The organism is Pseudomonas sp. 5P_5.1_Bac1 (assembly GCF_025466015.1).
GTDB lineage: Bacteria > Pseudomonadota > Gammaproteobacteria > Pseudomonadales > Pseudomonadaceae > Aquipseudomonas.
In genome coordinates, this window is sequence record NZ_JANLNX010000115.1 from 175,514 (window position 1) to 200,726 (window position 25,213).

Annotated in this window: 20 protein-coding genes; 7 read left to right on the forward strand and 13 right to left on the reverse strand. The window is 65.0% G+C overall.

The features are described 5' to 3' along the window. The first annotated feature begins 137 nt into the window (after positions 1-137). The 3 genes from NTD82_RS27185 to NTD82_RS27195 are packed head-to-tail and all read left to right on the forward strand — an operon-like array spanning position 138 to position 5,607. Positions 138-1,379: an exonuclease SbcCD subunit D C-terminal domain-containing protein gene (locus NTD82_RS27185; protein ID WP_262130946.1), complete on the forward strand. Its 1,242-nt coding sequence runs from the start codon at positions 138-140 to the stop codon at positions 1,377-1,379. Further along, positions 1,376-5,023, forward strand: a complete 3,648-nt coding sequence (locus NTD82_RS27190; RefSeq protein WP_262130948.1) for an AAA family ATPase — start codon at positions 1,376-1,378, stop codon at positions 5,021-5,023. Before NTD82_RS27185 ends, NTD82_RS27190 begins: the two co-directional genes overlap by 4 nt. Next, positions 5,020-5,607, forward strand: a complete 588-nt coding sequence (locus NTD82_RS27195; RefSeq protein ID WP_262130949.1) for a glutathione S-transferase — start codon at positions 5,020-5,022, stop codon at positions 5,605-5,607. The genes NTD82_RS27190 and NTD82_RS27195 overlap by 4 nt, the downstream gene beginning before the upstream one ends. A 122-nt stretch (positions 5,608-5,729) precedes the next feature. Here the strand turns inward: NTD82_RS27195 and NTD82_RS27200 are convergent, their stop codons facing one another. The 11 genes from NTD82_RS27200 to NTD82_RS27250 all read right to left on the reverse strand — a co-directional run bounded on the left by NTD82_RS27200 (position 5,730) and on the right by NTD82_RS27250 (position 17,727). Further along, positions 5,730-5,909, reverse strand: a complete 180-nt coding sequence (locus NTD82_RS27200; RefSeq protein ID WP_262130950.1) for a hypothetical protein — start codon at positions 5,907-5,909, stop codon at positions 5,730-5,732. Positions 5,910-6,030: 121 nt separating this feature from the next. After that, entirely contained in the window at positions 6,031-7,149 is a 1,119-nt protein-coding gene (locus tag NTD82_RS27205) for a lactonase family protein (protein WP_262130951.1), read from the reverse strand. Further along, positions 7,118-7,429 (reverse strand): DUF5629 family protein, encoded by a 312-nt coding sequence (locus NTD82_RS27210; protein WP_262130952.1) that lies wholly within the window; start codon positions 7,427-7,429, stop codon positions 7,118-7,120. Before NTD82_RS27210 ends, NTD82_RS27205 begins: the two co-directional genes overlap by 32 nt. Before the next feature lie 99 nt (positions 7,430-7,528). After that, positions 7,529-9,904, reverse strand: a complete 2,376-nt coding sequence (locus tag NTD82_RS27215) for an efflux RND transporter permease subunit (protein ID WP_262130953.1) — start codon at positions 9,902-9,904, stop codon at positions 7,529-7,531. Positions 9,905-9,924: 20 nt separating this feature from the next. After that, on the reverse strand, positions 9,925-10,956 hold the full coding sequence (locus NTD82_RS27220) for a WD40/YVTN/BNR-like repeat-containing protein (protein WP_262130954.1): 1,032 nt from the start codon (positions 10,954-10,956) through the stop codon (positions 9,925-9,927). A 256-nt stretch (positions 10,957-11,212) separates the two neighbouring features. Beyond that, positions 11,213-13,870 (reverse strand): aminopeptidase N, encoded by a 2,658-nt coding sequence (pepN, locus tag NTD82_RS27225; RefSeq protein WP_262130955.1) that lies wholly within the window; start codon positions 13,868-13,870, stop codon positions 11,213-11,215. Positions 13,871-13,883: 13 nt separating this feature from the next. Beyond that, positions 13,884-14,714, reverse strand: coding sequence for a DUF2797 domain-containing protein (locus tag NTD82_RS27230; protein WP_262130956.1), 831 nt, complete (start codon positions 14,712-14,714; stop codon positions 13,884-13,886). After that, positions 14,711-14,971, reverse strand: coding sequence for a YeaC family protein (locus NTD82_RS27235; protein ID WP_095155678.1), 261 nt, complete (start codon positions 14,969-14,971; stop codon positions 14,711-14,713). Before NTD82_RS27235 ends, NTD82_RS27230 begins: the two co-directional genes overlap by 4 nt. A gap of 13 nt (positions 14,972-14,984) precedes the next feature. Continuing rightward, positions 14,985-15,869, reverse strand: a complete 885-nt coding sequence (locus NTD82_RS27240; protein ID WP_262130957.1) for a rhomboid family intramembrane serine protease — start codon at positions 15,867-15,869, stop codon at positions 14,985-14,987. Then, positions 15,866-16,837: a metallophosphoesterase gene (locus NTD82_RS27245; protein ID WP_262130958.1), complete on the reverse strand. Its 972-nt coding sequence runs from the start codon at positions 16,835-16,837 to the stop codon at positions 15,866-15,868. The genes NTD82_RS27240 and NTD82_RS27245 overlap by 4 nt, the downstream gene beginning before the upstream one ends. Further along, the gene (locus NTD82_RS27250) at positions 16,837-17,727 is read right to left on the reverse strand and encodes an NAD(+) kinase (RefSeq protein WP_095155675.1); all 891 of its coding nucleotides are present in this window, start codon (positions 17,725-17,727) and stop codon (positions 16,837-16,839) included. Before NTD82_RS27250 ends, NTD82_RS27245 begins: the two co-directional genes overlap by 1 nt. Positions 17,728-17,829: 102 nt before the next feature. Here NTD82_RS27250 and NTD82_RS27255 point away from each other — a divergent pair, with 102 nt between their 5' ends. Then, complete coding sequence (locus tag NTD82_RS27255; RefSeq protein WP_262130959.1) at positions 17,830-18,792, forward strand: DUF1853 family protein; 963 nt, start codon at positions 17,830-17,832, stop codon at positions 18,790-18,792. Positions 18,793-18,897: 105 nt separating this feature from the next. Then, on the forward strand, positions 18,898-19,446 hold the full coding sequence (locus NTD82_RS27260; RefSeq protein WP_262130960.1) for a cytochrome b: 549 nt from the start codon (positions 18,898-18,900) through the stop codon (positions 19,444-19,446). Here the strand turns inward: NTD82_RS27260 and NTD82_RS27265 are convergent. Then, the gene (locus NTD82_RS27265) at positions 19,443-20,333 is read right to left on the reverse strand and encodes a 1-aminocyclopropane-1-carboxylate deaminase/D-cysteine desulfhydrase (RefSeq protein WP_262130961.1); all 891 of its coding nucleotides are present in this window, start codon (positions 20,331-20,333) and stop codon (positions 19,443-19,445) included. The genes NTD82_RS27260 and NTD82_RS27265 overlap by 4 nt on opposite strands. A 278-nt stretch (positions 20,334-20,611) precedes the next feature. After that, positions 20,612-22,648, reverse strand: a complete 2,037-nt coding sequence (locus NTD82_RS27270; protein ID WP_262130962.1) for an NADPH-dependent 2,4-dienoyl-CoA reductase — start codon at positions 22,646-22,648, stop codon at positions 20,612-20,614. A gap of 191 nt (positions 22,649-22,839) precedes the next feature. On the opposite strand from NTD82_RS27270, the gene NTD82_RS27275 reads away from it, so the two are divergent. Then, entirely contained in the window at positions 22,840-23,958 is a 1,119-nt protein-coding gene (locus NTD82_RS27275) for a carbon-nitrogen hydrolase family protein (RefSeq protein ID WP_095155670.1), read from the forward strand. 4 nt (positions 23,959-23,962) lie between these two features. Then, a complete protein-coding gene (locus NTD82_RS27280; protein ID WP_095155669.1) occupies positions 23,963-25,015 on the forward strand; it encodes an AraC family transcriptional regulator in 1,053 nt (350 codons plus the stop codon). The last annotated feature ends 198 nt before the right edge of the window (positions 25,016-25,213 follow it).

Consider the following 25,213-nt stretch of genomic DNA (forward strand, 5'->3'; position numbering starts at 1 on the left):
GCTCTCTAGATTGAGCGCCGCCTGTGCGGCGATGAGGCCCTTCAAACATCACCCAAAACCCTGACCCAATCACCGGACCCATCCCACATTCGGGTACCATATCCGGCTTTTAGCCGGCTCCCGTCACAGGATTACCAATGCGTCTGTTTCACACCTCCGACTGGCATCTGGGACAAACCCTGCACGGCCAGGAGCGCGATTTCGAACATGCCTGCTTTCTCGACTGGCTGCTGGGCCAACTGAAGCTGCGCGAGCCCGATGCCCTGCTGATCGCCGGCGATGTCTTCGACACCGTCAACCCGCCGGTCAAGGCGCAGGAACGGCTCTACGACTTCATCGTCAAGGCCCACGAGCAACAGCCGGGGCTGACCATCGTGATGATCGCCGGCAACCACGATTCCGGCTCGCGCATCGAACTCCCCGCAGCCCTGATGCGCCGTCTGCGCACCCACGCCGTGGGCCGGGTGCAGTGGCTGGACGAAGGCCAGCTCGACAGCGAACGCTTGCTGGTGCCGCTGACCAACGCCAAGGGCAAGGTCCTGGCCTGGTGCCTGGCGCTGCCGTTCCTGCGACCAGCAGAAGTCACCGGCCCGCACCTGGGCGAGGACTACCTGCGCGGGATTGGCCAGGTCCATGAAAAGCTCATTGCCGCCGCCCTCGACCGCCGCGACCCGAAGCAGCCGCTGATCGCCATCAGCCACGCGCATATGGCCGGCGGATCGATTTCGGAAGACTCCGAGCGCAGCCTGATCATCGGCAACGCCGAAGCCCTGCCGGCCAGCCTGTTCGGCGCCGAGATCGGCTACGTCGCCCTCGGCCACCTGCACAAGCCGCAAAAGGTCAACGGCGAGGACCGCATCCGCTACTGCGGGTCGCCGCTGCCGCTGTCGTTCTCGGAAATCAAATACCCGCACCAGATCCTCGAAATCGAGTTCAAGGGCAACAAGTTGCTCAGCGTCGAAAGCCGTCACGTGCCCCGCGCTGTGGCCTTGCAGCGGCTCGGTCCGGCGCCGCTAGCGGAGCTTCTGACGCAACTGAACGAACTGCCGGCGGTCGATCTGCTGGACGACCCGCAACGCCAGCCCTGGCTGGAAGTGCGGGTGCAACTGGACGAGCCGCAAGCGGACCTGCGCCAGCAGATCGAAACCGCTCTGCAAGGCAAGGCCGTGCGCCTGATCCGCATCGCCGCCGAATATGCCGGTCGCGCCGGAGCCGACGGCGACGACGACACCCGTCTGGTGGAACTGGGCCAGCTCAAGCCCGAAGACCTGTTCGCCCGCGCCTGGGAACAGGCCTATGGCAACGCCGCCGATGAACAGACCCTGGCCGACTTCGCCCTGCTTTTGCAGGACGTTCAGCAAGAGGAGGAGCAGCCATGAAGATTCTTGCCATTCGCCTGAAAAACCTCGCCTCGCTGGCCGGTCCGTTCGAAATCGACTTCACCGCCGAACCCCTGGCCAGCGCCGGCCTGTTCGCCATCACAGGGCCCACCGGCGCCGGCAAGAGCACCCTGCTCGACGCCCTGTGCCTGGCGCTGTTCGGCTCGGTGCCGCGGCTGGACAATATCGGCCGGGAAACCAAGGTCCCCGACGTCGACGGCGAAATCCTCACCAACGACCCGCGCACCCTGCTGCGCCGCGGCACCGGCAGCGGTTTCGCCGAGGTGGACTTCGTCGGCATCGACGGCCGCCGCTACCGTGCCCGCTGGGAAACCAACCGTGCCCGTGACAAGGCCACCGGCAAACTGCAAGGCAGCCGCCAGAGCCTGCACGACCTCGACAGCCAGCAACTGCTGAGCAACCAGAGCAAGCGCGAGTACGAACAACTGATCGAGTCCCGCCTGGGGCTCAACTTCGCCCAGTTCACCCGTGCGGTGATGCTGGCGCAGAGCGAGTTCAGTGCCTTCCTCAAGGCCGACGACAAGGAGCGCAGCGAGCTGCTGGAAAAGCTCACCAACACGGCGATCTACAGCCAGTTGGGGCGGCGCGCCTTTATCAAGGCCAAGGACGCGGCCGACAGCTACAAAGCCCTGGAGCTTGAAGCCAGCGGCGTACTGCCGATGAACGCGGAAGAGCGCACGGCCCTCGATGAACGCCTCGGCGAAGCCCAACAGCAACTCAAGGCCGAACAGGCGCAACTGCGCCAGCTCGAACAGCAACGCACCTGGCTCAACGAGCTGCACGCCTTGCAGGCGCAGCAGGGCGCCGCGGCCGCCGACCTGAGCAACGCCCGCCAGGCGTGGGAACAACTGGCCGGCGAACGGCTGAACCTGACCCGCCTGGAACAACTCGCGCCGCAGCGTCATCAGTTCGCCCGACGCCAGGAGTTGCTCAACCAGCTCACGCCGTTGGCCAGCGCGCTGGAACAGCAGCGCCGGCAACAGGCCGAACTGGGCAATCGCCAGCAGCAACTGGAACAGGACCTGAACGGCGCCCGCGAAGCCCTCACCCGCGCCCTCGGCGACCAGACCGACAGCGCACCGCGCCTGCGCCAGGCCTTCGACACCCAGCACAACCTCGCCCGCCTGGAGCAGGAACTGACCCGCGACCGCGCGTTGACGCTGCAAGCGCAGCAAGCGTGCGAAGAAGGCCGCAGCCAACTGGCGAGCCTGATCGAACACCAGCAACGCCACGAACAGACCCTCGCCAGCATTGCCGGCCAGCTTGAACAAAGCGCCGCGCTGGCAAGCCTGGGCAGCGCCTGGAACGCCTACCGCAGCCAGTTGCAACAGGTGATGCTCACTGCCAACCGCCTGGGCAAGGGCCGCGAAGAACTGCCGAGCCTGCGCCAGACCGCCGAAACCCGCGCCCGTCAGTGCGAGGAATTGCGCGCCGAACTGGCCGTGCTGTTCCAGGAAGCCGGCGCCGAACCACAGGCCCTGGCCGAACAGATCGGCCTGCTCGGCACCCTGCTGCAGGACAACCGCAAGCTGCAACGCGGCTTCGAGGAACTGGCGCGGCTGTGGGGTCGTCAGCAGGACGTCGAGCAGCGCCTGCTGGCCCTGCGCGAACGCCAGTCCGGCGCCCAGCAAGAGCGCGCGCAACTGATCGCCGCCGGCTTGCAGGGCAAGCAGGAACTGGAAGCCGCGCAGCAAGCGCTGACCCTCACCCGCCAGTTGCTGGAGCGCCAGCGCCTGGCTCGCAACGCCAGCGTTGAAGAACTGCGCACGCAGTTGCAGGACGAGCAACCCTGCCCGGTCTGCGGCAGCCTGGAACACCCCTACCATCAGCCGGAAGCGCTGCTGGAAAACCTCGCCCGCCACGACGAAAGCGAAGAGGCCAACGCCCAGAAGGCGGTCACCGAACTCACCCAGAAGCTGGACGAATTGCGCTCCCAGCTCGGCGGCGTCAACGGCCAGCTCAAGGAGTACCTGCACCAGCAGGAGCAACTGAACACCCAGCTCCAGGCCCTGGCCCCGGAACTCGAAGCCCAGCCGCTCTACCCGCAACTGGCGGAACAGAACAGCGCCTCCCGCAGCCAGTGGCTCGACCTGCAACTGCGCCGGCTGAACGACGACATCGCCCGCGACCAGCAGCGCCAGAACGCCCTGCTGACCCTGCAACAGGACGCCGCCCGCCTGCAGCAACAACTTCAGGCCGCCAACGACGCCAGTCAGCAGGCCACCCAGCAACTGAACCAGCAACAAGACGCCCTGCACGCCGACGAACAGCGCCTGCAACAGGAACTGGCCCACTTCGAACCGCTGCTGCCGGCGGATATCTTCACCGCGCTGCGGGACAAGCCAGCGGAAACCTTCCTGACCCTCGACCAGCAACTGAACACCCGCCAGCAACTGCTCGACCAACAGAAAGACGAACAGCAGGAACTCAACGAACGCCTCAAGCAGCGCGAAGCCCTTGAACTCAAGCAACAGGCCCGTCAGCAGGAACAGGACAAGCTGCAACAGCAGCTCGTCGCCAGCGAGGCCCAGCAACAACAGGCCCGCGAAGCCCTGACCGCGCTGATCGGCGAACATGCCGACGCCGAGGGCTGGCAGCGTCATCTGGAACAGGCCGTGGAACAGGCGCGCAACGCCGAAGCCGCAGCCAACCAGCAGTTGCAGGAAGCCCGCACCCAGGCCGCGGCCATCGCCAGCGAACTCAAGGCCCGCGAAGAGCAGCACGCTCACCTGGAGCAGGAAAAACAGCAACTCGATGCCGCCATCGCGCAATGGCGCGAGGCGCACCCGGAGCTGGACGAACAGGGCCTGGACGCCCTGCTCGGCATGGACGACGAACAGGTCGCCAGCCTGCGCCAGCGCCTGCAAACCGCGGAAAAAGCCATCGAACAGGCCGGCGTGCGGGTGCAGGAGCGTGACGCGCGCCTGCAACAGCATCAGGCGCTGAACCTGACCGAACAGCAGCCGGAAGAACTGGAACTGGCGCTGCAGGCCAGCCAACAGCAACTGGACCAGCACGAACACCACTGCGCCGAACTGCGTGCGCAGCAGGCCGAAGACCAGCGCCGCCAGCAGGCCAGCCAGGCCCTCGCCGAACGCATCGCCCAGGCCCGCGGGGAATGGCAGCGCTGGGCGCGGCTGAGCGAGCTGATCGGTTCGGCCAGCGGCGACACCTTCCGCAAGATCGCCCAGGGCTACAACCTCGACCTGCTGGTGCACCACGCCAACCAGCAATTGCGCCAACTGGTCCGGCGCTACCGCCTCAAGCGCGGCGGCAGCCAGCTCGGCCTGCTGGTGCAGGACACCGAGATGGGCGACGAACTGCGCTCGGTGCACTCGCTGTCCGGCGGCGAGACCTTCCTGGTTTCGCTGGCCCTGGCGCTGGGCCTGGCGTCCATGGCCTCCAGCACCCTGCGCATCGAATCGCTGTTCATCGACGAAGGCTTCGGCAGCCTCGACCCGGAATCCCTGCAACTGGCCATGGACGCCCTCGACGGCTTGCAGGCCCAGGGCCGCAAGGTCGGGGTGATTTCCCATGTGCAGGAAATGCATGAGCGGATCGGCGTGCAGATCCAGGTCCGCCGCCAGGGCAACGGCCTGAGCACCCTGGAGGTGGACGGATGATCCTTTACTCGTTCCGCCGCTGCCCCTACGCCATGCGCGCGCGACTGGCGCTGCGCTACGCCGGGGTGGCGGTGCGCGTCGAGGAAGTCAGCCTGAAAGCCAAGCCCGCCGAAATGCTGGCGCTGTCGCCCAAAGGCACCGTGCCGGTGCTCAGAGTCGACGGGCGGGTACTGGAAGAAAGCCTGGACATCATGCGCTGGGCCCTGGCGCAGAACGATCCACAGGACTGGCTGCTCAAGGACGGTCCATCAGCGGCGAGCGAGCAGTTGATCGCCCGCAATGACAGCGAATTCAAGGTGCACCTGAACCACTACAAATACGCCGAGCGCTACCCGGAGCAATCCCGGGAGCACTATCGGCGGCAGGCGGAAGTGATTCTTGCGGATCTGGAACAGCGCTTGAGCGAGCGACCTTACCTGCTGGCAGACCACCCGACCCTGGCGGACGCCGCCTTGCTGCCGTTTATCCGCCAGTTCGCCGGGGTCGAACCGCAGTGGTTCGCCGAGGCGCCCTACCCGCGCTTGCGCGCGTGGTTGCAGGGCTGGCTGGAATCGGAGCTGTTCAAGGCGGTCATGGCGCGGTGATGTTCAGGGCCTCATCGTTGCATGGGTATCTACACATCGCGCAAGCAATCGCAAAGCGTCGGTCACCTCAATCCGCTCCCACACTTACCTGCGAGATGAGGCCCTCAAGACCACCACAAACCTCAATGACTGACCTTGTGATCCAACGCCGCATAGAAATTGGCACTCTGCCGCAGATAGTCAGCCGTATAGCTCGGCGTGGCCGATTTACGCTGATTGATTTCAACATGGGCATGGGCGGCCTGGACCACGGACGCGGAAATGGCTGAAGCGGCAATCACAGGGAAAAGATTGAAATTCATGGCAAGGCTCTCGAAGTCGGTAGTGTGAAGAGGCCGTCTGGGGCCGTGGTTCAAAACTACGCCGCTACCGCCGCGAGAAAAAATTCATTGCGCCAGTAACCGATATCGATGCCATTGATAGTCAGTCGATGAACTTCAGGTCCGACGGCGCCGCCTGTTTGAACCGCTGCACCACCTCACCCAGCAAACCGCTGACCGTATCGCGGCGGATCACCACGATGGTGTCGCTCTTCTGGTTGGCCACCAGTACAAAGCGCTGCCCCGGGTCGAGGCTGAACTCCCGCGGATGATCGCCTTCCACCGAACGCCGTTGCAGCAAGGTCAGCCGCCCACCATCGGGATCGATGGCAAACACCAGCAGTTCATTGACGCTGCCGCGGTTGCTGACATAGAGAAAACGCCCATCCGCCGAACCGTGCAGCGCGCCGCCGGCCTTTGCCGCGGGGTCATCGCTGTCGGTCAGCGCTGCGGTGTCGATCAGCCTGAGATGGCCGTCGTGATACTCGAACGTCGCCACCTGCGCGCTCATTTCCAGGGTCAGCCAGGCGTGCTTGCCATCTGCACTGAACAGCAGATGCCGCGGCCCGCTGCCGGGCGGCAGCGCCACCGAATCGAACGCGCTCAGCGGCTGCGCGGCATTGCCGTCATAGCGGTAGCTGAAGACCCGGTCCGCGCCGAGGTCGCTGGCGAACAGGTAGCGGCCGTCCGGCGATGACACCAGCGAATGAACATGGGGCGCAGCCTGGCGTTCGGGATTGACCTGGCTGGCGGCGTGACGCAGTCGCTGCACCGCCGCGCCCAGCCGGCCGTCCGCCTTGACCGGCAGGACACTGAGGCTGCCGCCTTCCGGGGTCGAACCGCCATAGTTGGCGACGAACAGAAAACGCCCGTCGTGACTGAGGCTGGAATGGGTCGGCTCACCGCCCTGGCTGCCGACCTGATTGAGCGGCGCAAGGTGATGGGCCGAATCGAGGCTGAACGCCGACACCTCGCCCGCCGCCTGCTCGTTGACCGCAAACAGGTGGTGGCGGTCGGCAGACAGCGTCAGCCATGACGGGTTGCTCGCCGGCTGCACCTGCAAGGGCGTCGCGTCGATCTGGCCGCTGGCGCCGTTGAAACGGTAGCGGTAGATACCTTCGCTGGCGCCGTCGGTGTAGCTGCCCACCAGCACTTCATGCCCGTGGGCCGCCGCGGTCAGCAACATGGCACTAGCGATCAGCCGGTTCAGCAGTGCTTTCATCGTCGCCCTCATCGGCTTCGTCGCCCTCGTCATCTTCCGAGGCCCGCAGCGCGCTCAGGCACACCAGGCGGTGCTCGCCGCTGTCACCGACGATCAGCCAGTCCTCGCCCTCAGCACGGGCGGCGGCGATCTGCTCGGGGGTGAAGGTCCAGCGCTTGAGTGCGCGGCCGTCCATGCACTCGATGCGCAGGCTGCTGTCGTCGTAGGTGAAGTCAAAGGCATGCAGGCCGTCGATCAGCAACATGTCGCAGGCTTGCAGGGCTTGGGAAAGGGTGGTCATTACGCAACTGCCATGAATGGGGAAAGGCGCAATGATAGCCCAAATGCACCGCGGGCCAGACGTTGTGGCGTCTGGCCCGCGGTTTCACTCAGGCGTGGATCAGTGAGCGAAGATCGATTTGCTCTGCTGTCCGGCCATTTTCTCCGGCTTGATCAGGAACCGCGCCAGCGCCGGCAGCAGCCACAGTGCGCCGAACATGTTCCACAGGAGCATGAAGGTCAGCATCAGGCCCATGTCGGCCTGGAACTTGATGGCCGAGAAGATCCAGGTGCACACGCCGATCGCCAGGCACAGGCCGGTGAACAGCACGGCCTTGCCGGTGGAACGCAGGGTCTGGTAATACGCCTCCTGCAATGGCAGGCCCGCCCGCAGGAAACTTTCCAGGCGGCTGTAGATGTAGATCCCGTAGTCCACGCCGATACCCACGCCCAGCGCCACCACCGGCAGGGTGGCGACCTTGACGCCGATGCCCATGAAGGCCATCAGTGCGTTGCCCAGCACCGAGGTCAGCACCAGCGGCAGGACGATGCACAGGGTGGCGGCGAAGGAGCGGAAGGTGATCATGCACATCACCGCAACGCAGATGTACACCAGGATCAGGATGGTCAGTTCGGCGGACTTGATCACCTCGTTGGTGGCCGCTTCGATACCGGCGTTACCCGCCGCCAGGAGGAACTCCAGGCCTTCCTGGTTATGCGTGTCGGCGAAGGCCTTGACCGCCGCGACCACGCCATCAAGGGTTTCCGCCTTGTGGTCGTTGAGGAATACCAGCACCGGCGCCAGCGAGCAGTCGCCGTTGTACAGGCCATCGGCGCGGGATACCGAGGTGTTCAGCACTTCCGGGTTACGCGACAGGCTTTCCCATTTCAGGTTGCCCTCGTTCATGCCCTTGATCATCTGCTTGGACACGGTCACCAGGGAGATCGCCGACTGCACGCCCGGGGTGTTTTCCATGGTCCACATCAGCTCGTCGATCGGCGCCATGGTCTTGTACACCGAGCACTGCTCCGTCGGCGTCTTGACCATCACCACCAGCACGTCGGAGCTGGTCGAGTAGTTGTCGATGATGAAGGCGTTGTCTTTGTTGTAGCGCGAGTCCGGACGCAGTTCCGGCGCGCCCTGGTCGAGGTCGCCGATCTTCAGGTTCTGGCTGTACCAGAGGCCGCCGCCGAAGGCGACCAGCGCCAGGAGCACCGACACCCGCGCCACGTTCGGGCTGGCGAAGTTGGACAGCAGGCGCCAGAACGGGTGCTCGCAGGTCGCATCGCGCTTGCTGCGCTCGATGGCCTTCTTGCTGATGCCGACATAGGAAATCGCCACCGGCAGCAGGATCAGGTTGGTGAAGACGATCACCGCCACGCCGATGGACGCGCCGATGGCCAACTCGCGGATCACCCCGATATCGATGATCAGCAGGGTGATGAAGCCCACGGCGTCGGCCAAAATGGCGATCATCCCCGGCAGGAACAGTTGCCGGAACGTGCGTCGCGCTGCGGTCAGGGCGTTGTCGGCGTCACTGGATTGCAGGGCGATGCCGTTGATCTTCTGCACCCCATGGGAGATGCCGATGGCGAAGATCAGGAACGGCACCAGCATCGAATACGGATCGAGCCCGAAACCCACCACGTGCATCAATCCGAGCTGCCAGACCACCGCCACCAGGGTGGTGGTGAGCACGGCGATGGTGCTGCGGATACACCAGGTGAACCAGTACAGCAGGACCCAGGTGATGCCCAACGCGATGGCGAAGAACGCCGCGACCATCATCAGGCCATCGATCAGGTCGCCAACTTTCTTGGCGAAACCGACGATGTGAATCTTCACATTCGGGTTCTGCGCTTCGTACTTGTCGCGGATCTTCTCTTCCAGTTCGTGGGAGAACTTCTGGTAGTCCAGCTTGATCTGCCGCCCCTGGTCCTGCGGGTCGGGATAGGACTCTTGCAGCGGAATATCGACGATGCTGGATTTGAAGTTGTTCGCCACCAGACGGCCGATCTGGCCGGACTTGAGCACGTTGTTGCGCAGGGCGTCGAGGCTTTCCGGCGAACCGTTGTAGGTGTTGGGGATCACTTCGCCGCCGGAGAAGCCTTCTTCGGTCACCTCGGTCCAGCGCACCGCGGGGCTCCACAGCGACTTCAGCGCCGAGCGGTCAACGCCAGGGATGTAGAAGACTTCGTCATGGATTTGCCGCAGCGTCTCCATGTAGTCCTTGTCGAAGATATCGCCGTTGACCGCCTCCACCGAGATACGCACGGTGTTGCCGAGGTTGGCCAGGTCATTGCGGTGCTCGAGCATGTTCTGGATGAACGGGTGCTCCAGCGGAATCATTTTTTCGAAGCTGGTGGACGGGCGGATCAGCGTGGCCTGCCAGAACAGGAAGATGCTGACCAGCAGGCAGATACCAATCACCACCGGACGGTTGTTGAAGATCAGGCGCTCGAGCAAGGTCGGCTTGTCCTGATGGTGTTGGCTCATGGTGAACGACTCCCGACTGGTCATGGTTGCGCCCTCTCGGCACCGGTGGCGGCGGCGAAGTGTGCGCCGCCCTGCCCCACCAGGATCAGATTGCCGTCAGGCAGGCCGCTGGCTCCTGCCAGCGCGAGGCGGTCGGCGCGGTTGAAGACGCTGAAGGTGACGCCATCGTCGCTGCTGCGCAGGACAGTCCCCCCATTGCCCACAAGTACCAGACTGCCATCATCGAGAAGCGTAGCGCTTGAGAGGCCGAATTCGAGCGTCCCGCGTGTGGCTTTCAAGCTGATCTGCTGCCAGGTGTCACCAAAATCGCTGGAGCGGTAAAGGTTTCCGCGCAAACCATAGGCCAGCAGGGTCTGCGGCTGAGCGGTGCCGATCACACCGAAGAACGAGCCCTCGTAGGGGCTTTCGACTTTCTGCCAGGTCTGCCCGACGTCGCCGGAGCGGAACATGGTGCCCTGCTCGCCGACGATGAACAGGCCGGCGTCCTTGATCTGGGCGATGCCGTTCAGGTGCAGGCCGTCGGGGTTGTCCAGGCGCTCGCTGATGTCCTGCCAGTGCTGGCCGCCGTCGGTGGTTTCGAGAATTGCGCCGTAGGCGCCAATGGCCACGCCGTGCTGGGTGTCCTGGAACCAGACGTCCAGCAGCGGGGCTTCGCGGGAAAGGTCTTCGAACTGCTTGGTCCAGGTCGCACCGCCATCGCTGCTGGCGAGGATCTGCGCGTCATGGCCGACCGCCCAGCCGTGCTTGTCATCGACAAAGGTGACGGCGGTGAGCAATTGACGGGAAGGCACCTTGGCCTGGGTCCAGGTCGTGCCCTGGTCATCGGAGAACAGAATGTGGCCGCGGTCGCCGACCATCACCAGCCGTGAACCGGCCTTGGCCACGTCCAGCAGCAGACTCTTGTCAGCCTTGGCCGAAACCGTGGACCAGACCTCAGCCTCTGGCGTTGCTGCCTCGACGCTGTTGGCCCACATGCCCATTGCCAGCAGCAATGCCGCACTGGCGGCCAGTGCCCATGGGCGCGCACGGAGCGCGTTACCAGTACCCGCCATTCCAGGCTCCGTCATAGATCTGTTCCCCGATTATTGTTATTTGGGTCAATCCATTTGCAGGTACTGCGAAAAACCGTGTTCCAGAGCCCTGCAATAGCTGAGGGCCATCCTATCGGGGATTGCGAAGGGCTGACAACGAACGGGACGTTATCTTTTGTTAAGCGCCTTATCGCGAGCAAGCTCGCTCCTACAGGGATTGACGCTGTCCTTGTAGGAGCGAGCTCGTCGGGACGCCGAACCGTCGCGATGGGTCGGATCAGGCCAGGCTCTTGCTCACCACTTCAAACACATCACTGGACAACTTCCCGGAATCACGAATGCGCTCCAGCTCACCCTTCATCAGCGCCTGACGCGCCGCGTCGTATTTGCGCCAGCGGGTCAGCGGCGCCAGTTGCCGCGAGGCGATCTGCGGGTTGAGGGCGTTGAGTTCGATGACGATGTCGGCCAGGAAGCGATAGCCGCTGCCATCCGCCGCATGGAAGTTCACCAGGTTCTGTCCGGCGAAGGCGCCGATCAGGGCGCGGATCTTGTTCGGGTTCTTCAGGGTGAACGCCGGGTGTTCCATCAGCGCGCGCACCCGCGCCAGACCGCCGGGCAACATGCTGCCGGCCTGGACGCTGAACCACTGGTCCATGACCAGCGGGTTGTCCTTGAAGTGCTCGGCGAAGGACGCCAGCGCCTTGGCCCGCTCGGCCTCGAACGGCGAGTTGACCAGCACCGCCAGCGCGGTCAGGCGCTCGGTCATGTTGTCACAGGCGTCGAACTGTTCCAGGGTCGCTTCCAGCACCTGCGGCTTGCCGCTGAGCATCAGGTACGACAGGACGATGTTCTGCAGGCTGCGGCGGGCGAAGTGCTCGGCTTCGGCAACATACGGCGTCTCGCGGGAGACAGCGCGGTTGACCTGGTAGCGCGACCACAGCGCCTCGAAAAGGTGTTCGGCCAGTTGCTGACGAGCGAAATCGCGGGCGGCGTGGATTGCATCGACGTCGGCGACTTCGCTGATTTCGGTGAGGTAGGCCTCGCTCGGCAGCGAAAGCATCTCGGCGACCATGGCCTGGTCGAGCTGGTCATTGCCCAGCACGCTGCCCAGCGCGGTGACCAGACGCTGGTCGAGCACCAGCGCGGCGCCTTGCTGGTGCTGCGCGATCAGTTCCTGCAGGACTTGCACCGACAGTTGCTGGCCCGCTTCCCAGCGGTTGAAGCCGTCGCTGTCGTGCTGCATGAGGAACATCAACTGGTCGCGGTCGTAAGGGAAGCTCAGCTTGACCGGCGCGCTGAAACCGCGCAGCAGCGACGGCAGCGGTTTGGCCGCGATATCGACGAAGGTGAAGGTCTGCTCGGCGTCGGTCACCGACACCACGCGGGACGTGCCGGCAGCGGCAGCTTCGCCGCTCAGGCGCAGCGGCAGGTCGTTGCCTTCGGCGTCGAGCAGGCCCAGTTCCACCGGGATCACGAACGGCTTTTTCTCGACCTTGTCCGGGGTTTCCGGGCAGCTCTGGCGGAAGGTCAGGCTGTAGGTCCGCGCGGCGGCGTCATACGATTCGCTGACCGCCAGGCGTGGCGTGCCGGCCTGGCTGTACCAGCGCTTGAACTGGGTCAGGTCGACGCCGTTGGCATCTTCCATGGCCTTGATGAAGTCGTCGCAGGTCACGGCCTGGCCGTCGTGGCGCTCGAAATACAGGTCGCTGCCCTTGCGGAAGCCCTCGGTGCCCAGCAGGGTGCGGACCATGCGCACCACTTCCGAACCCTTCTCGTAGACGGTCAGGGTGTAGAAGTTGGAAATCTCGATAAAGCTGTCCGGGCGCACGGCGTGGGCCATCGGGCCGGCGTCTTCGGCGAACTGGTGGGTACGCAGGTAGGCCACGTCTTCAATGCGCTTGACCGTGCGCGAGTTGACGTCGGCGCTGAACTCGGCGTCGCGGAATACCGTGAAGCCTTCCTTGAGCGAGAGCTGGAACCAGTCGCGGCAGGTGACGCGGTTGCCCGACCAGTTATGGAAGTATTCGTGGGCCACCACCGCTTCGACCCGCTGGTGCGCGGCGTCGGTGGCGGTTTCGGCGCGGGCCAGCACGCAACTGGAGTTGAAGATGTTCAGGCCCTTGTTTTCCATGGCGCCCATGTTGAAGTCGTTGACCGCGACGATCATGAAGATGTCCAGGTCGTACTCGCGACCGTACACCTCTTCGTCCCAGCGCATGGACTTCTTCAGGCTGGTCATGGCGTGCTGGCACTTGTCGATGTTTTCCGGCTCGACATAAATGCGCAGGGTCACGTCACGCCCGGACTGGCGGGTGAACTTGTCTTCGACACACCACAAATCGCCCGCCACCAGGGCGAACAGGTACGCGGGTTTCTTGAACGGGTCTTCCCAGGTCGCCCAGTGCCGGCCGTCTTCCTGCGGGCCGCTGCCCACCGGGTTGCCGTTGGACAGCAGGACCGGATAGCGGTGCTGCTCGGCGATCACCGTGGTGGTGAACACGCTCATCACATCCGGGCGGTCGAGGTAATAGGTGATCTTGCGGAAGCCTTCGGCCTCGCACTGGGTGCAGAACATGCCGCTGGACTTGTACAGCCCTTCCAGCGCGGTGTTGCTTTCCGGGTGGATGCGCACGCTGGTGTCGAGGGTGAACTGCTCGGCGCCCGGCTGCACGGTCAGGTGGCTGTCGCTGAGCTCATAGTCGGCGGCGGTCAGTTCGCGGTCATCGAGAACCACGCTCAGCAGTTCCAGGTGCTGGCCGTCCAGCACCAGCGGCGGCAGGCCCGCGCCACGCGCCGGGTTGCGGCGCATGACCAACTGCGCATGGACCAGCGTGTGGTCCTCGAACAGCTCGAAGGTCAGGTGGGTTTCGTCGATCAGGTACTCGGGCGCCTGATAGTCCTTGAGGTAGATCACTTGCGGCTGTTCGGTACGCATGTGGCGGTCCTTTTTACTGATGCACGGCCAGTTGATAGGCCGTGTACTTGCGAATGTTGATCACGCCGGTGTCAAAAATCAGGTACTGGCCCTTGATGCCCAGCAGCGTGCCTTCGGCCACCGGGTTCTTGTCCAGGTTGAAGCTGACGATCTTGCTCGGGTAGGCCTCGACCGGATAACGGATTTCCAGCGGCTGGCTATCGTGCAGCGGCTGGATGGCGTGCAGGCCGAAGCGCTCCTGCAAGGCCTTGAGGCCCTCGGCGCAACTGTCGAACAGTTGCTCGCGCACGGCCACCAGGTCCACCGCCTCGGCGTCACCCTTGAGCAGCGCGCGCCAGTTGGTGCGGTCGGCCACCTGGCTGCGCAGCAGGTCTTCCACCAGGCCGGACTGCTGCCGCGTGGCGACCCGCAGAATCGGCAGCGCCTGGCTGGCGCCCTGGTCGAGCCAGCGGGTCGGCAGTTGGGTGGCGCGGGTGATACCGACCTTGATGCCCGACGAGTTGGCCAGGTACACCACGTGGTCGGTCATGCAGAACTGCTCGCCCCAGGACGGCTCGCGGCAGGTGCCGGCGTCGTAGTGGCAGCGCTCCGGGCTCATGATGCAGACGTCGCACTGCGCCAGTTTGGTCATGCATGGGTAGCAATAGCCCTGACTGAAGCTGGTCTTGGTCTTGCGTCCGCAATGGCTGCAGTGGATGGCGCCCAGGTATTCGAGGCGCACGGTCTGGCCGAGCATGGGGTTGACCGGAACTTCCACGTCATCGAGGCGGAAAGCGTATTGCACGACCGGCGTCTCGAGACGCGCGGTCATTTTGCGAATGGAACCACGGCCGACTTCGATCAATGGATCGCATCCGACTTGAACAGGATATTCGGCACCGTGATGGACTTCGACGCACATTCCTGCGGGCCCATGTAGCCGGTGCGCTGCTCTTCGGGCAGGTTCTGGATTTCCCAGGCGATGACCGCCTGCAACGACAGCTCGCGCTGCTCGGCGGTGAGCTTGCGGCCATCGGACCATTTGCCGATTTCCACGGCCAGCTTCAGGCTCTCGTAGATTTCCGGGGTGATGTTTTCGATCATTTGCGCAAAAGTGGACATAGCGTCTCCCAAATCAAGCGGTCAGTTTACGCCGGGCCAACGCCCCGCCCAAGAGCCCGCTCAGGCATCCGACCAACAACCCACCCACGTGGGCGGCGTTGGCGATCTGGCCGAAACCGAGCAGGGTAATGAATCCGGTAAGGCACAGCAGCAACCAGATCAGCATCATTGCCACCGTGCCACGGGGCAGGCGGAACGTCGCGTCGGGGGCCAGCCACTGATACAGCCAAACATGCCCGAGCAAGCCATACAGCACGCCCGACAACCCGCCGAACAGGCTCGCGCCTTCGAACAGGTATTGCGCCGCGTTGGACACCAGGCCGAACAACAGGGTGAGGCCGAGCAAGACCCAGCGCCCTTGTCGCTGCTCGACGCGCCGACCCAGTTCCAGATACCAGAGGCCGTTCATGGCTAGGTGGAGGAAGCTGAAATGCACCAGCATCGGGGTGATTAGGCGCCACCACTGGCCGGCCTGAAGGCTGACGTCCAGCGGGGTGAAGTAGACATAGTCGCCATTCACATGGAAATCGAGGAAGGTCAGCCAGCGCAGGGTCGCGAGGTTGTCACCCAGCCCGGTGACGACCGCCACCACCACGCTCAGCAGCAACACGGCGGCGGTGGCCTTGCTGTTGCGCAGTTGTTCGACGAAACCAGGGCGTGACGGCCTCGCGGGCGCCGGCGGCAACGGCTCGGCGCGCTGCACTTCGCCGTTGGGGTCGCCTTCGGGGTAGTGCTGGTACAGCGTGCGGATCTGCTCGGCCATGGGCTCCGCGACCCACAACACCTGCTCGTCGCCTTCGACGGAAACCCGGTGCCACACCTGAAGGCGCTGCAGCATCTCGACGAAACCGCCAAGGTCGATGTCCAACGGCAGGCGCAGCACCTGAACCACATTCATTGGCTGGCCTCCGGCCGTTCCACGTCGACCCAGACGAACTTGCGCGGGTCGATCCGGGTTTCATCGTCCAGCCGGTACGCAACCAGCTTTCCGTACAACACGGCACTGTAGTCCAGGCAGGCCAGGTTGGCGCGGATCGGCGCCGGCTTGCCGCTGCGCCAGTAATGCCCGACGAACAGCATCGGCTCGTCCTCGGCATAGCGCAGCAGGGCGTTTTTCTGGCTGCGACTGAGCGGCGCACTGGCCACCGCATCCGGCAGCGCATCGGGCTGGAACACGATATCGCCGTAGGTTTGCGGGTCTTCTTCCCAGAACTTGGTGCGGAAGAACGCCCGCGTCAGGCCGTCACCCCCGGTCAGGGTCAGACCGTCCGGCAGGCGCATGTCGGTGCCGCGCAGCAGGCGGTTGCACACCAGGTGGGCGAAGCTGTCGGGCTCCGCCGAGGCCTGGACGAAGGCCTGATCGATCACGCCAGCCGGGTGTTGCTGGCGCAGGGCGTCGATCAGGCGAGCGTCCCAGCATGCATGCACTAGGCGGAAACGCCCGGCATCGATGAACAGCGGCAACTGGTAGAACCAGCCGAGGAAGTCGTGCCAGTCACCGGGATGGTGGTCGAACTGCGTCAGGGTTTCATCGATCAGCCGGGCATGGCGCGGCGTGTGCTCGCGCACCCAGGTTTTGCCGGTGCCGGGCGCCGCCGGGGTGGTCCAGCCGAGAGCGTTGTATTCATGGTTGCCCATGATGCAATGGGCCTGCCCGGCCTCGACCATGTCGTGGACGATATGTAGGGCTTCGCGAATTCGCGGGCCGCGGTCGATGATGTCGCCGAGAAACAGTGCCTGACGCTGAGCATGCCGCCACACGCCGCCCACCCGCTTGTAGCCAAGCGCGTCGAGCAAACGTTCGAGGGTGTGGGCACATCCGTGTACATCGCCGATCAGGTCGAAACTGCGCGCTGGATCGAGCATCAGTCGCCTCCACCACCCAGACGGCTGCCCCAGCCGAGCTTGGTCCGGCAGACCTCGTAATAGTTGTGGTCCAGCGGATGGATCAGGCGCAGTTTCTGCGGTTTCTTGTTCACCGTGATGGTGTCGCCGGGGGCGCAGGTGAAGTGGTTCTGGCCGTCACAGGAGACTTGCGGGTAGATCTGCAGGTCCTGGGAGACAACGATTTTCAGCTCGCTGTTGCCATCCACCACGATCGGCCGCCCGGACAAGGTATGCGGGTACATCGGCACGATGACGATGGCGTCGAGCTTGGGGTGCATGATCGGCCCGCCCGCCGACAGCGCGTAGGCGGTGGAACCGGTGGGGGTGGCGACGATCAGGCCGTCGGCCTTCTGGCTGCAGACGAACTGGCCATCGATGTAGATCTCGAATTCGATCATCCGGGTCGATTTGCCCGGGTGCAGGACCACGTCATTGAGCGCGTCGCCCTGGCCGATGGCCTCGCCGTGACGGCGTACTTCGGCCTGGAGCAGGAAGCGGTTCTCGACCAGGTAGTGACCGTCGAGCACTTCGGCGACCTTCACTTCCAGCTCATCGGGGCGGATATCGGTGAGGAAGCCGAGGCTGCCGCGGTTGATCCCCAGCACCGGGATATTGTGTCGCGCCAGGGCCCGCGCGGCGCCGAGCAGGCTGCCGTCACCGCCGACGACGATGACCAGGTCGCAGACCTCGCCCAACAGCTTGCGCGAGGACGTCTGCAGGCCGTGGCCCGGCAGGACTTCGGCGATGGTGTCCTCGAGAATGACGTGCAGGTGCCGGTTCAGCAGGAATTTTTTCAGGCGGCGAATGGTATCGAGCACCTGGGAGCTGCCGAGGCGACCGATGATACCGATATTGCGAAATTGCTCCATGGGGCTCCTGCAAGGCTCTGCGGCGGTAAAAGGGCACGGCGGCCAAAGGCCCGATTATGGGCGAAAGCGCCGGCCAGCGGCAAACGCGGCTATGCTCGCTGGATGAATCCGTTCGCCGCCCTGCACGACCTGCCCCGCCACCTGCGCCAGCCTGCGGTCCGCGACCTGGCCTGGGCGCTGCTGTCGCCGCCGCTGCTGGAAACCGCGCCCTGGCCGCAGCGCCATCCCCTCAGCGGCAGCGACTGGCGCGAAGACCCGGACGGCCTGCGCGACTGGCTGCTGCGCCTCGACCTCGATCCAGCGCCGCTGCTGGCCTGGCTGGCGCGCTCGGTCAGCCGGCGGCTGGGGCTGTATTACGAGCGGCTCTGGCAGTTCGCCCTGACCCAGGCGCCCGGCGTGGAGTTGCTGGCCGCCAACCTGCCGATCCGCCAGGGTGGGCACACCCTCGGTGAACTGGACATCCTGCTGCGCGACCGCGAAGGCGTGCATCACCTTGAACTGGCGATCAAGTTCTACCTCGGCCCCGGCAACGGCGACGGCGTCGACCCGGCGCACTGGCTCGGCCCCGGCTGCCACGACCGACTGGACCGCAAACTGAGCCACCTGGCCGAACACCAACTGCCGATCTCGGCCCGCGCGGAAAGCCGCGACGCCCTCGCGAGTCTTGGCCTGGATCAGGTGCAGGCGCGCTTGTGGCTGGGCGGTTACTTGCTCTATCCCTGGCCCGCCCACGCCGACTCTCCCCACGGCGCGCACCCGCAGCACCTGCGCGGACGCTGGCTGCATCAGCGTGACTGGCCGGCATTCCATGCCAGCCACGCCGACGGGCGCTGGCAACTGCTGCCCCGCCAGGCATGGCTGGGACCGGCCCGGGTTGCGACGGAAGAACTGTGGAGCGAGGAGCGCCTCCAGCTCTGGCTCGCGGCCCTTGACCCATTGGCCCAAGCCCAGTTGCTGGTGCGCCTGGAGCCGGGGGACGACGGTGACTGGCAGGAAGCCGAGCGTTTGTTCCTGGTTGCGGATCGCTGGCCCGACCTGCCCGAAACCTTGACCCAGACGCCTTGACCACGGCTTTATTTGCCGACTTCGCCTATCGCAATGCCGCGCAGCGATTAGAGTTGAAGATCAGCGCCAGCAAGAGCGCACTCCCTGACCTGACGAGGAATCCCCATGACCCTGACCAATACGCGAGAGCGCTACGGCAGCCTGTCCATCGCCCTGCACTGGCTGATGCTGGTGCTGCTGGCCGCGGTGTACGCCTGCATCGAATTACGCGGCCTGTTCCCCAAGGACAGCGCCGAGCGGGAACTGATGAAAACCCTGCACTTCATGCTCGGCCTGACCGTGTTCGTGCTGGTCTGGTTGCGGCTGGCCCTGCGGCTGATCCGCCCGACACCGCGCATCATCCCCGCCCCGCCCGCCTGGCAGACCGGCCTGGCGCACCTGCTGCACGCGGTGCTGTACGCGCTGATGATCGGCTTGCCGCTGGCCGGCTGGACCATTCTCAGCGCCGCCGACAAGCCGATCCCCTTCTATGGCCTCGACCTGCCCGCGCTGGTGGCGCCGGACAAGGACCTGGCGCGCTTCGTCAAAGGCTGGCATGAGTGGTTTGGCGCGCTGGGCTACTGGCTGGTGGGGCTGCACGCGGTGGCCGGGCTGTATCACCACTATGTGCGCAAGGACAATACGTTGCAGCGGATGCTGCCGGCCAAGGACTAGGCGAAACCGCGTCGGCCCTGCAACCCGCCAGTATGGACAACGATCAACCGGGTGCCCGCGTCAAAGGCCCCGGTTTCCACCCGCTGCTTCAGCGCCAGCAGCGCTTTTCCGGTGTATACCGGCTCCAGCGGCACGCCAGACTCGGCCTCGCTTTGATCGATGAAGGCCAATAATTCATCGTCAACCTTGGCGAAGCCGCCGCGGCTGGCGTCGTGCAGGTGATAGCCGGCGAGGCTGCCGGTCAATGCCGGCACGCCCTCTTCCACGCCATATCCCGCTGGTACGGCCAGAGCGCCATGCACCGGATGAGCACCCTCTTCCGCCAGCACCAACCCGGCCAGGGTGGTGCCGGTACCGACCGCCAGCCACCAGGCGTCGTAGTCGCTCCAGCCGAGTGCCGGCAATTGCGCCCGTGCCTGCTCGACGATAAGCGCGCAGCCACTGGCGCCCACTACACCGCCGCCGCCCTCCGGCACACAATGCCAGCCGGGGTAGCGCGCTTGCCAGGGCTGCCAGAAGTCCGGTTCGTTGCGGGCGCGATAGCCGCCATAACCGAGCCAATGCAACTGCATGCCGAATGCTTCGAGGTCACGGGTGGTGGGGGTGTCTTGCGGGTGACCGCGCAGCAGACCGGCAGTGGCGAAGCCGAAACGCTGACCGGCTGCGGCCAGGGCGTGAAGGTGATTGGAGTGATTGCCGCCGAGGCTGATGATCCCCGGCGCGCCGCTGCTGCGGGCGATTCGCAGGTGTTCGAGCAGCTTGAACCACTTGTTGCCGCTGATCATGGGGTCGATCAGGTCGAGGCGCAGGACGGCGGCCTGGATACCGGCTTTGGTTATCCAGGGCAGAGAAAGAAGTTGTAGAGGAGCTTGGGGGAGATTGAGCATGCCGCCGATTCTACAGGCGGCATCTGCCGCGAGGGAGCAACTGTCTTGCTCGAAATCTGAACGTTTGCTCGCGCCCCTGTGGGAGTGGCTTCAGCCGCGAACGGCGGCGAAGCCGTCGTAAAACCTGAATCCCCGGGCAGGCTGATACACCTCGGAGGCCGCTGCGCGGCCAATCGCGGCTCAAGCCGCTCCTACAAGGTCTTGTGTCAGGCAATAAGCCCGTGCATGACTGCGGATGGGAGCGGCACCCGGCCAACTCCCACAGGGCAAGCTGCCCGTCAGAGCTCAGCGGCCAACCGCGAACCCTGGTTGATCGCGCGTTTGGCATCCAGCTCCGCCGCCACGTCCGCGCCGCCGATCAGGTGCACCGACTGCCCCGCTGCCACCAGGCCGTCATGCAGTTCCCGCAGCGGATCCTGCCCAGCGCAGATAACCACGTTATCCACCGGCAGCACCTGCGGCTCACCTTCGCCAATGCGGATGTGCAGGCCGGCATCATCGATCCCCAGATAATCAACGCTGTTGAGCATCTGCACCTGCTTGTTCTTCAACCCGGTACGGTGAATCCAGCCGGTGGTCTTGCCGAGGCCGTCGCCGACCTTGGTTTTCTTGCGTTGCAGCAGGTACACCTGGCGCGCCGGCGCATGCGGCGCGGGCTTGATTCCGGCGACACCACCGCGGGCTTCCAGGCCGGTATCGATGCCCCATTCCTTCCAGAACGCTTCGCGGTCCTGGCTGGTGGCAACGCCCTCGTGAACGAGGAATTCGGAGACGTCGAAGCCGATGCCGCCTGCGCCGATCACCGCTACGCGCTGCCCCACCGGTTTGCGCTCCAGCAGCACGTCGAGGTAGTTCAGCACCTTGGGATGCTCGATGCCGGGAATCGCCGGCAGGCGCGGGACGATACCGGTGGCGAGGATGATTTCGTCGTAACCGCCGGCTGCCAGTTGCGCCGCGTCGACCCGGGTGTTCAGGCACAGCTCGACGCCGGTGGTCTGCAATTTGCGACCGAAGTAGCGCAGGGTCTCGTAGAACTCTTCCTTGCCCGGCACGCGCTTGGCGACGTTGAACTGGCCGCCGATCTGGCCCGCGGCATCGAACAGCACCACCTGGTGGCCGCGCTCGGCCGCCACGGTCGCCGCCGCCAGGCCCGCCGGGCCGGCGCCGACCACGGCAATGCGCTTGACCCGGGTCACCGGCAGGTAGTTGAGCTCGGTTTCATGGCAGGCGCGCGGGTTGACCAGGCAAGTGGTCAGTTTGCCGCCGAAGGTGTGGTCCAGGCAGGCCTGGTTGCAGCCGATGCAGGTGTTGATTTCATCGCCGCGTCCCGCCGCCGCCTTGTTGACGAACTCCGGGTCGGCCAGGAACGGCCGGGCCATCGAGACCATGTCGGCATCGCCCTCGGCCAGCACTTGCTCGGCGACTTCCGGGGTGTTGATGCGGTTGGTGGTGATCAGCGGAATCTTCACCGCGCCACGCAGCTTGGCGGTGACCTTGCTGAAGGCCGCACGCGGCACTTTGGTGGCGATGGTCGGGATACGCGCTTCGTGCCAGCCGATACCGGTGTTGATAATCGTGGCGCCGGCCTTTTCGACAGCCTGGGCCAATTGCACGATTTCCTCCCAGTTGCTGCCGCCTTCCACCAGGTCGAGCATCGACAGGCGGAAGATGATGATGAAGTTCGGGCCTACCGCCTCGCGCACACGGCGGACGATCTCCACCGCCAGGCGCATGCGGTTCTCGTAGCTGCCACCCCAGCGGTCGGTACGGTGGTTGGTGTGGGCGGCGAGGAACTGGTTGATGAAGTAGCCTTCCGATCCCATGATCTCGACGCCGTCGTAGCCGGCGCTCTGGGCCAGTTGCGCGCAGTTGACGAAGTCGGCGATCTGCTTCTCGATGCCCTCTTCGTCGAGTTCCTTGGGCTTGAACGGGTTGATCGGCGCCTGGATGGCGCTCGGCGCGACCTGCTTGGGGCTGTAGGCGTAGCGGCCGGCGTGGAGGATCTGCAGGCAGATCTTGCCGCCCGCCTCGTGCACCGCTTCGGTGACGATGCGGTGCTTCTCGGCTTCTTCCGGGGTGCTCAGCTTGGCCGCACCGGAATACACGCCGCCTTCCACGTTAGGACCGATGCCGCCGGTCACCATCAGGCCGACGCCACCACGGGCGCGCTCGGCGAAATAGGCCGCCATGCGCTCGAAACCATCGGGCTTTTCTTCAAGGCCGGTGTGCATCGAGCCCATCAGGGTGCGGTTACGCAGGGTGGTGAAGCCGAGGTCCAGAGGAGCGAGCAGGTGCGGGTAGTGAGCGGCGGTCATGGTGGTCTCCACAAGCGAATCACGGAATGCAGGGCCTCGTCGTGCGAACCGCGGGCCCTGTCGGTTTGTATGGAGCCGACATTAAAGGGCACCCCGTCGGCGCTCAATGACCGAAAGTGACAAGTTATTGATCCAACTGCACCGGGGCGACTAACCTAGTGTCCGAATTCTTACCCGGCCTTGTCCGCCACATGCGAAAACTTCTGTCAGGCGCCCTGGCGCTTGTTCTCCTCGCCGCCCTTGGCGGTTATCTGATCTGGGCCGAGCAGCGCCCGGAGGGTCATTACCTGTCCGATCTGCGGATCGAGCTGGCGCTGAGCGAAGGCATCCCCAGCGGCCAGGGCAACCTGCTCGGCATCGAGCCGCTGCTCTACCCCGGTGATTACCAGAACCTCACCCGCCTGCACCGCAAGCTCGCCGCCTACCTGGAGCAAGCGCGGGTCCAGGGCCTGGTCAATGAGCGCACCGTGGTGATCCTGCCCGAGCACATCGGCACCTGGCTCTGGGCCCGTGGCGAGAAAAAAGAGATGTACCAGGTCACCCACCTGCGCGAGGCGCGCCAGTGGCTGGAACTGAGCAACCCGCTGCGCTACGGCCTGGCAATGGTCGCGGCGCAAGGCGACGACCGCCGCGCCGACGCCCACCTGCGGATGAAGGCCGGGCAGATGGCCGCCGATTACCAGCAACTGTTCGGCGGGTTGGCCAAGGAATTCGGCGTGACACTGGTAGCCGGTTCCATCGTGCTACCCGAACCGTACCTGGACCACGGCATCCTGCGAGCCGGTTCCGGCGCCCTGTACAACAGCAGCCTGGTGTTTGCCGGCGACGGTTCCGTACTCGGCCAGCCGCAACGCCAGCAGTACCCGGACAGCAGCACCCGGCGCTTTATCCGGCCGGGCACCGCGTACCCACCGCAAGTCCTGGACACCCCGGCCGGGCGCCTCGGCGTACTGGTCGGCAGCGATGCCTGGTACCCATCCAACTACCAGCAACTGGCGGGCCAGCACGCGCAGATCATCGCCAACCCGGCGTTCGTCGATGGCAGGGGCGTTTGGGCCGGGCCCTGGCGCGGCAACCGCCATCAACCGCTGGCCGCTGACCTGAGCCTCAAGCCGGGCGAAGTCAGCGAGGATCAGGCCTGGTATCGCCTGAGTTCCGACGGCGTACCGGCCGGAGTCGCCAGCCTGAGCGTGTTCCTCCGTGGGCAGTTCTGGGAAGTCCGTGGCGAAGGCCTGGGCTTCGCCAACCTCAATGGCCTTCACCACGCCAGCGCCAGCCATGGCGCGCGGCTGCTGAACCTGTGGCTGTAGGTCCGTGAGCCGCCCACGGGTACGTCTGGGTGACCTTTCGGTCGGCTTTATCCAGAACCTGGAACAGGCCCTGGCCGAACGCGGCCAGGACCCTGCGCCGTTGCTGGAGCGCTATGGCCTGACCCCGCAACGTCTGGCCGAACCCGGCGCACGGCTGTCGATTCCGCGCTACATGCACCTCGGCCACGCCGCCATCGAACAATCCCGCGAGCCGGCGCTGGGTCTGCACATGGGACGCCTGAGCCGGCTGGGCCAGGCGGGCCTGGCCGGCGTGACTGCGGCCCAGGCGCCCAACGTGGGCGAAGCGGCGCGCACATTGCTGCGCTTCGAACCGCTGTACGCGGCCAACTACCGCGGTCAGTCGAGTTTCGAGGAAGACCGTCATGGCGCCTGGCTGCGCTTCTATTCCATCAGCCCGTACAACGCCTACAACCGCTTTGTGGTGGATTCGCTGCTGTCCGGCTGGCTGGCGCAACTTTCGGGCCTGGCCGGCCAGCCGCTGCAGGCCGAGCGGATCGAAATCGAGTTTGATGCCCCGGCCTACGCCGAGAGCTATCAAGCACTCAGCCTGGCGCCGGTGCAGTTTGGCGCCCAGACCAACCAGTTGCGGTTGAGCCGCGCGGTTCTGGACCTGCGCAACCCCGCGCATTGCCCCAGCACCTGGCAGCACCTGCTGCAACTCTGCGAGCAGGAACTGCTGGAGCGCACCCGCATCCGCAGCCTCGGCGAGCGCATCGCCCATTTGCTCGGGCCGCTGCTCAACGGCGGGCGGGAGCCGGACCTGGAAGAAGTGGCGCGGCGCCTGCAACTGCCAACCTGGACACTACGGCGCAAACTCGCCGAAGAAGGCACCCAGTTCCGCGCCATTCTCAACGACACCCGTCGGGACCTGGCCATGAGCTATATCCGTGACACCGAACTGGCGTTTGGCGAGATTGCTTATCTGCTGGGGTTTGCTTCGGCGGAGGCGTTTCAGCGGGCGTTCAAGCGCTGGAGCGGCGTGACGCCGGGGGAGTTTCGGCGGAGTCAGCGGCGGTCGGAAAAGATCAGCGTCTGACGGTTTGGTTTGTGGACTTATCAGATCGAGCGCTGAAAAACTGTCGACATGCGCCTGGTCGCCATTACTCGGCTTCCTGACTGGCGCTTCATGGTCTTCATACAGCCACAAGATATGTAGATACCGATACAGCGATGGTGGTGGTGAAATCGCCGGCGTTATCGCTACGGTTCGCCCTCCCCCCGACAAGCTAACTCC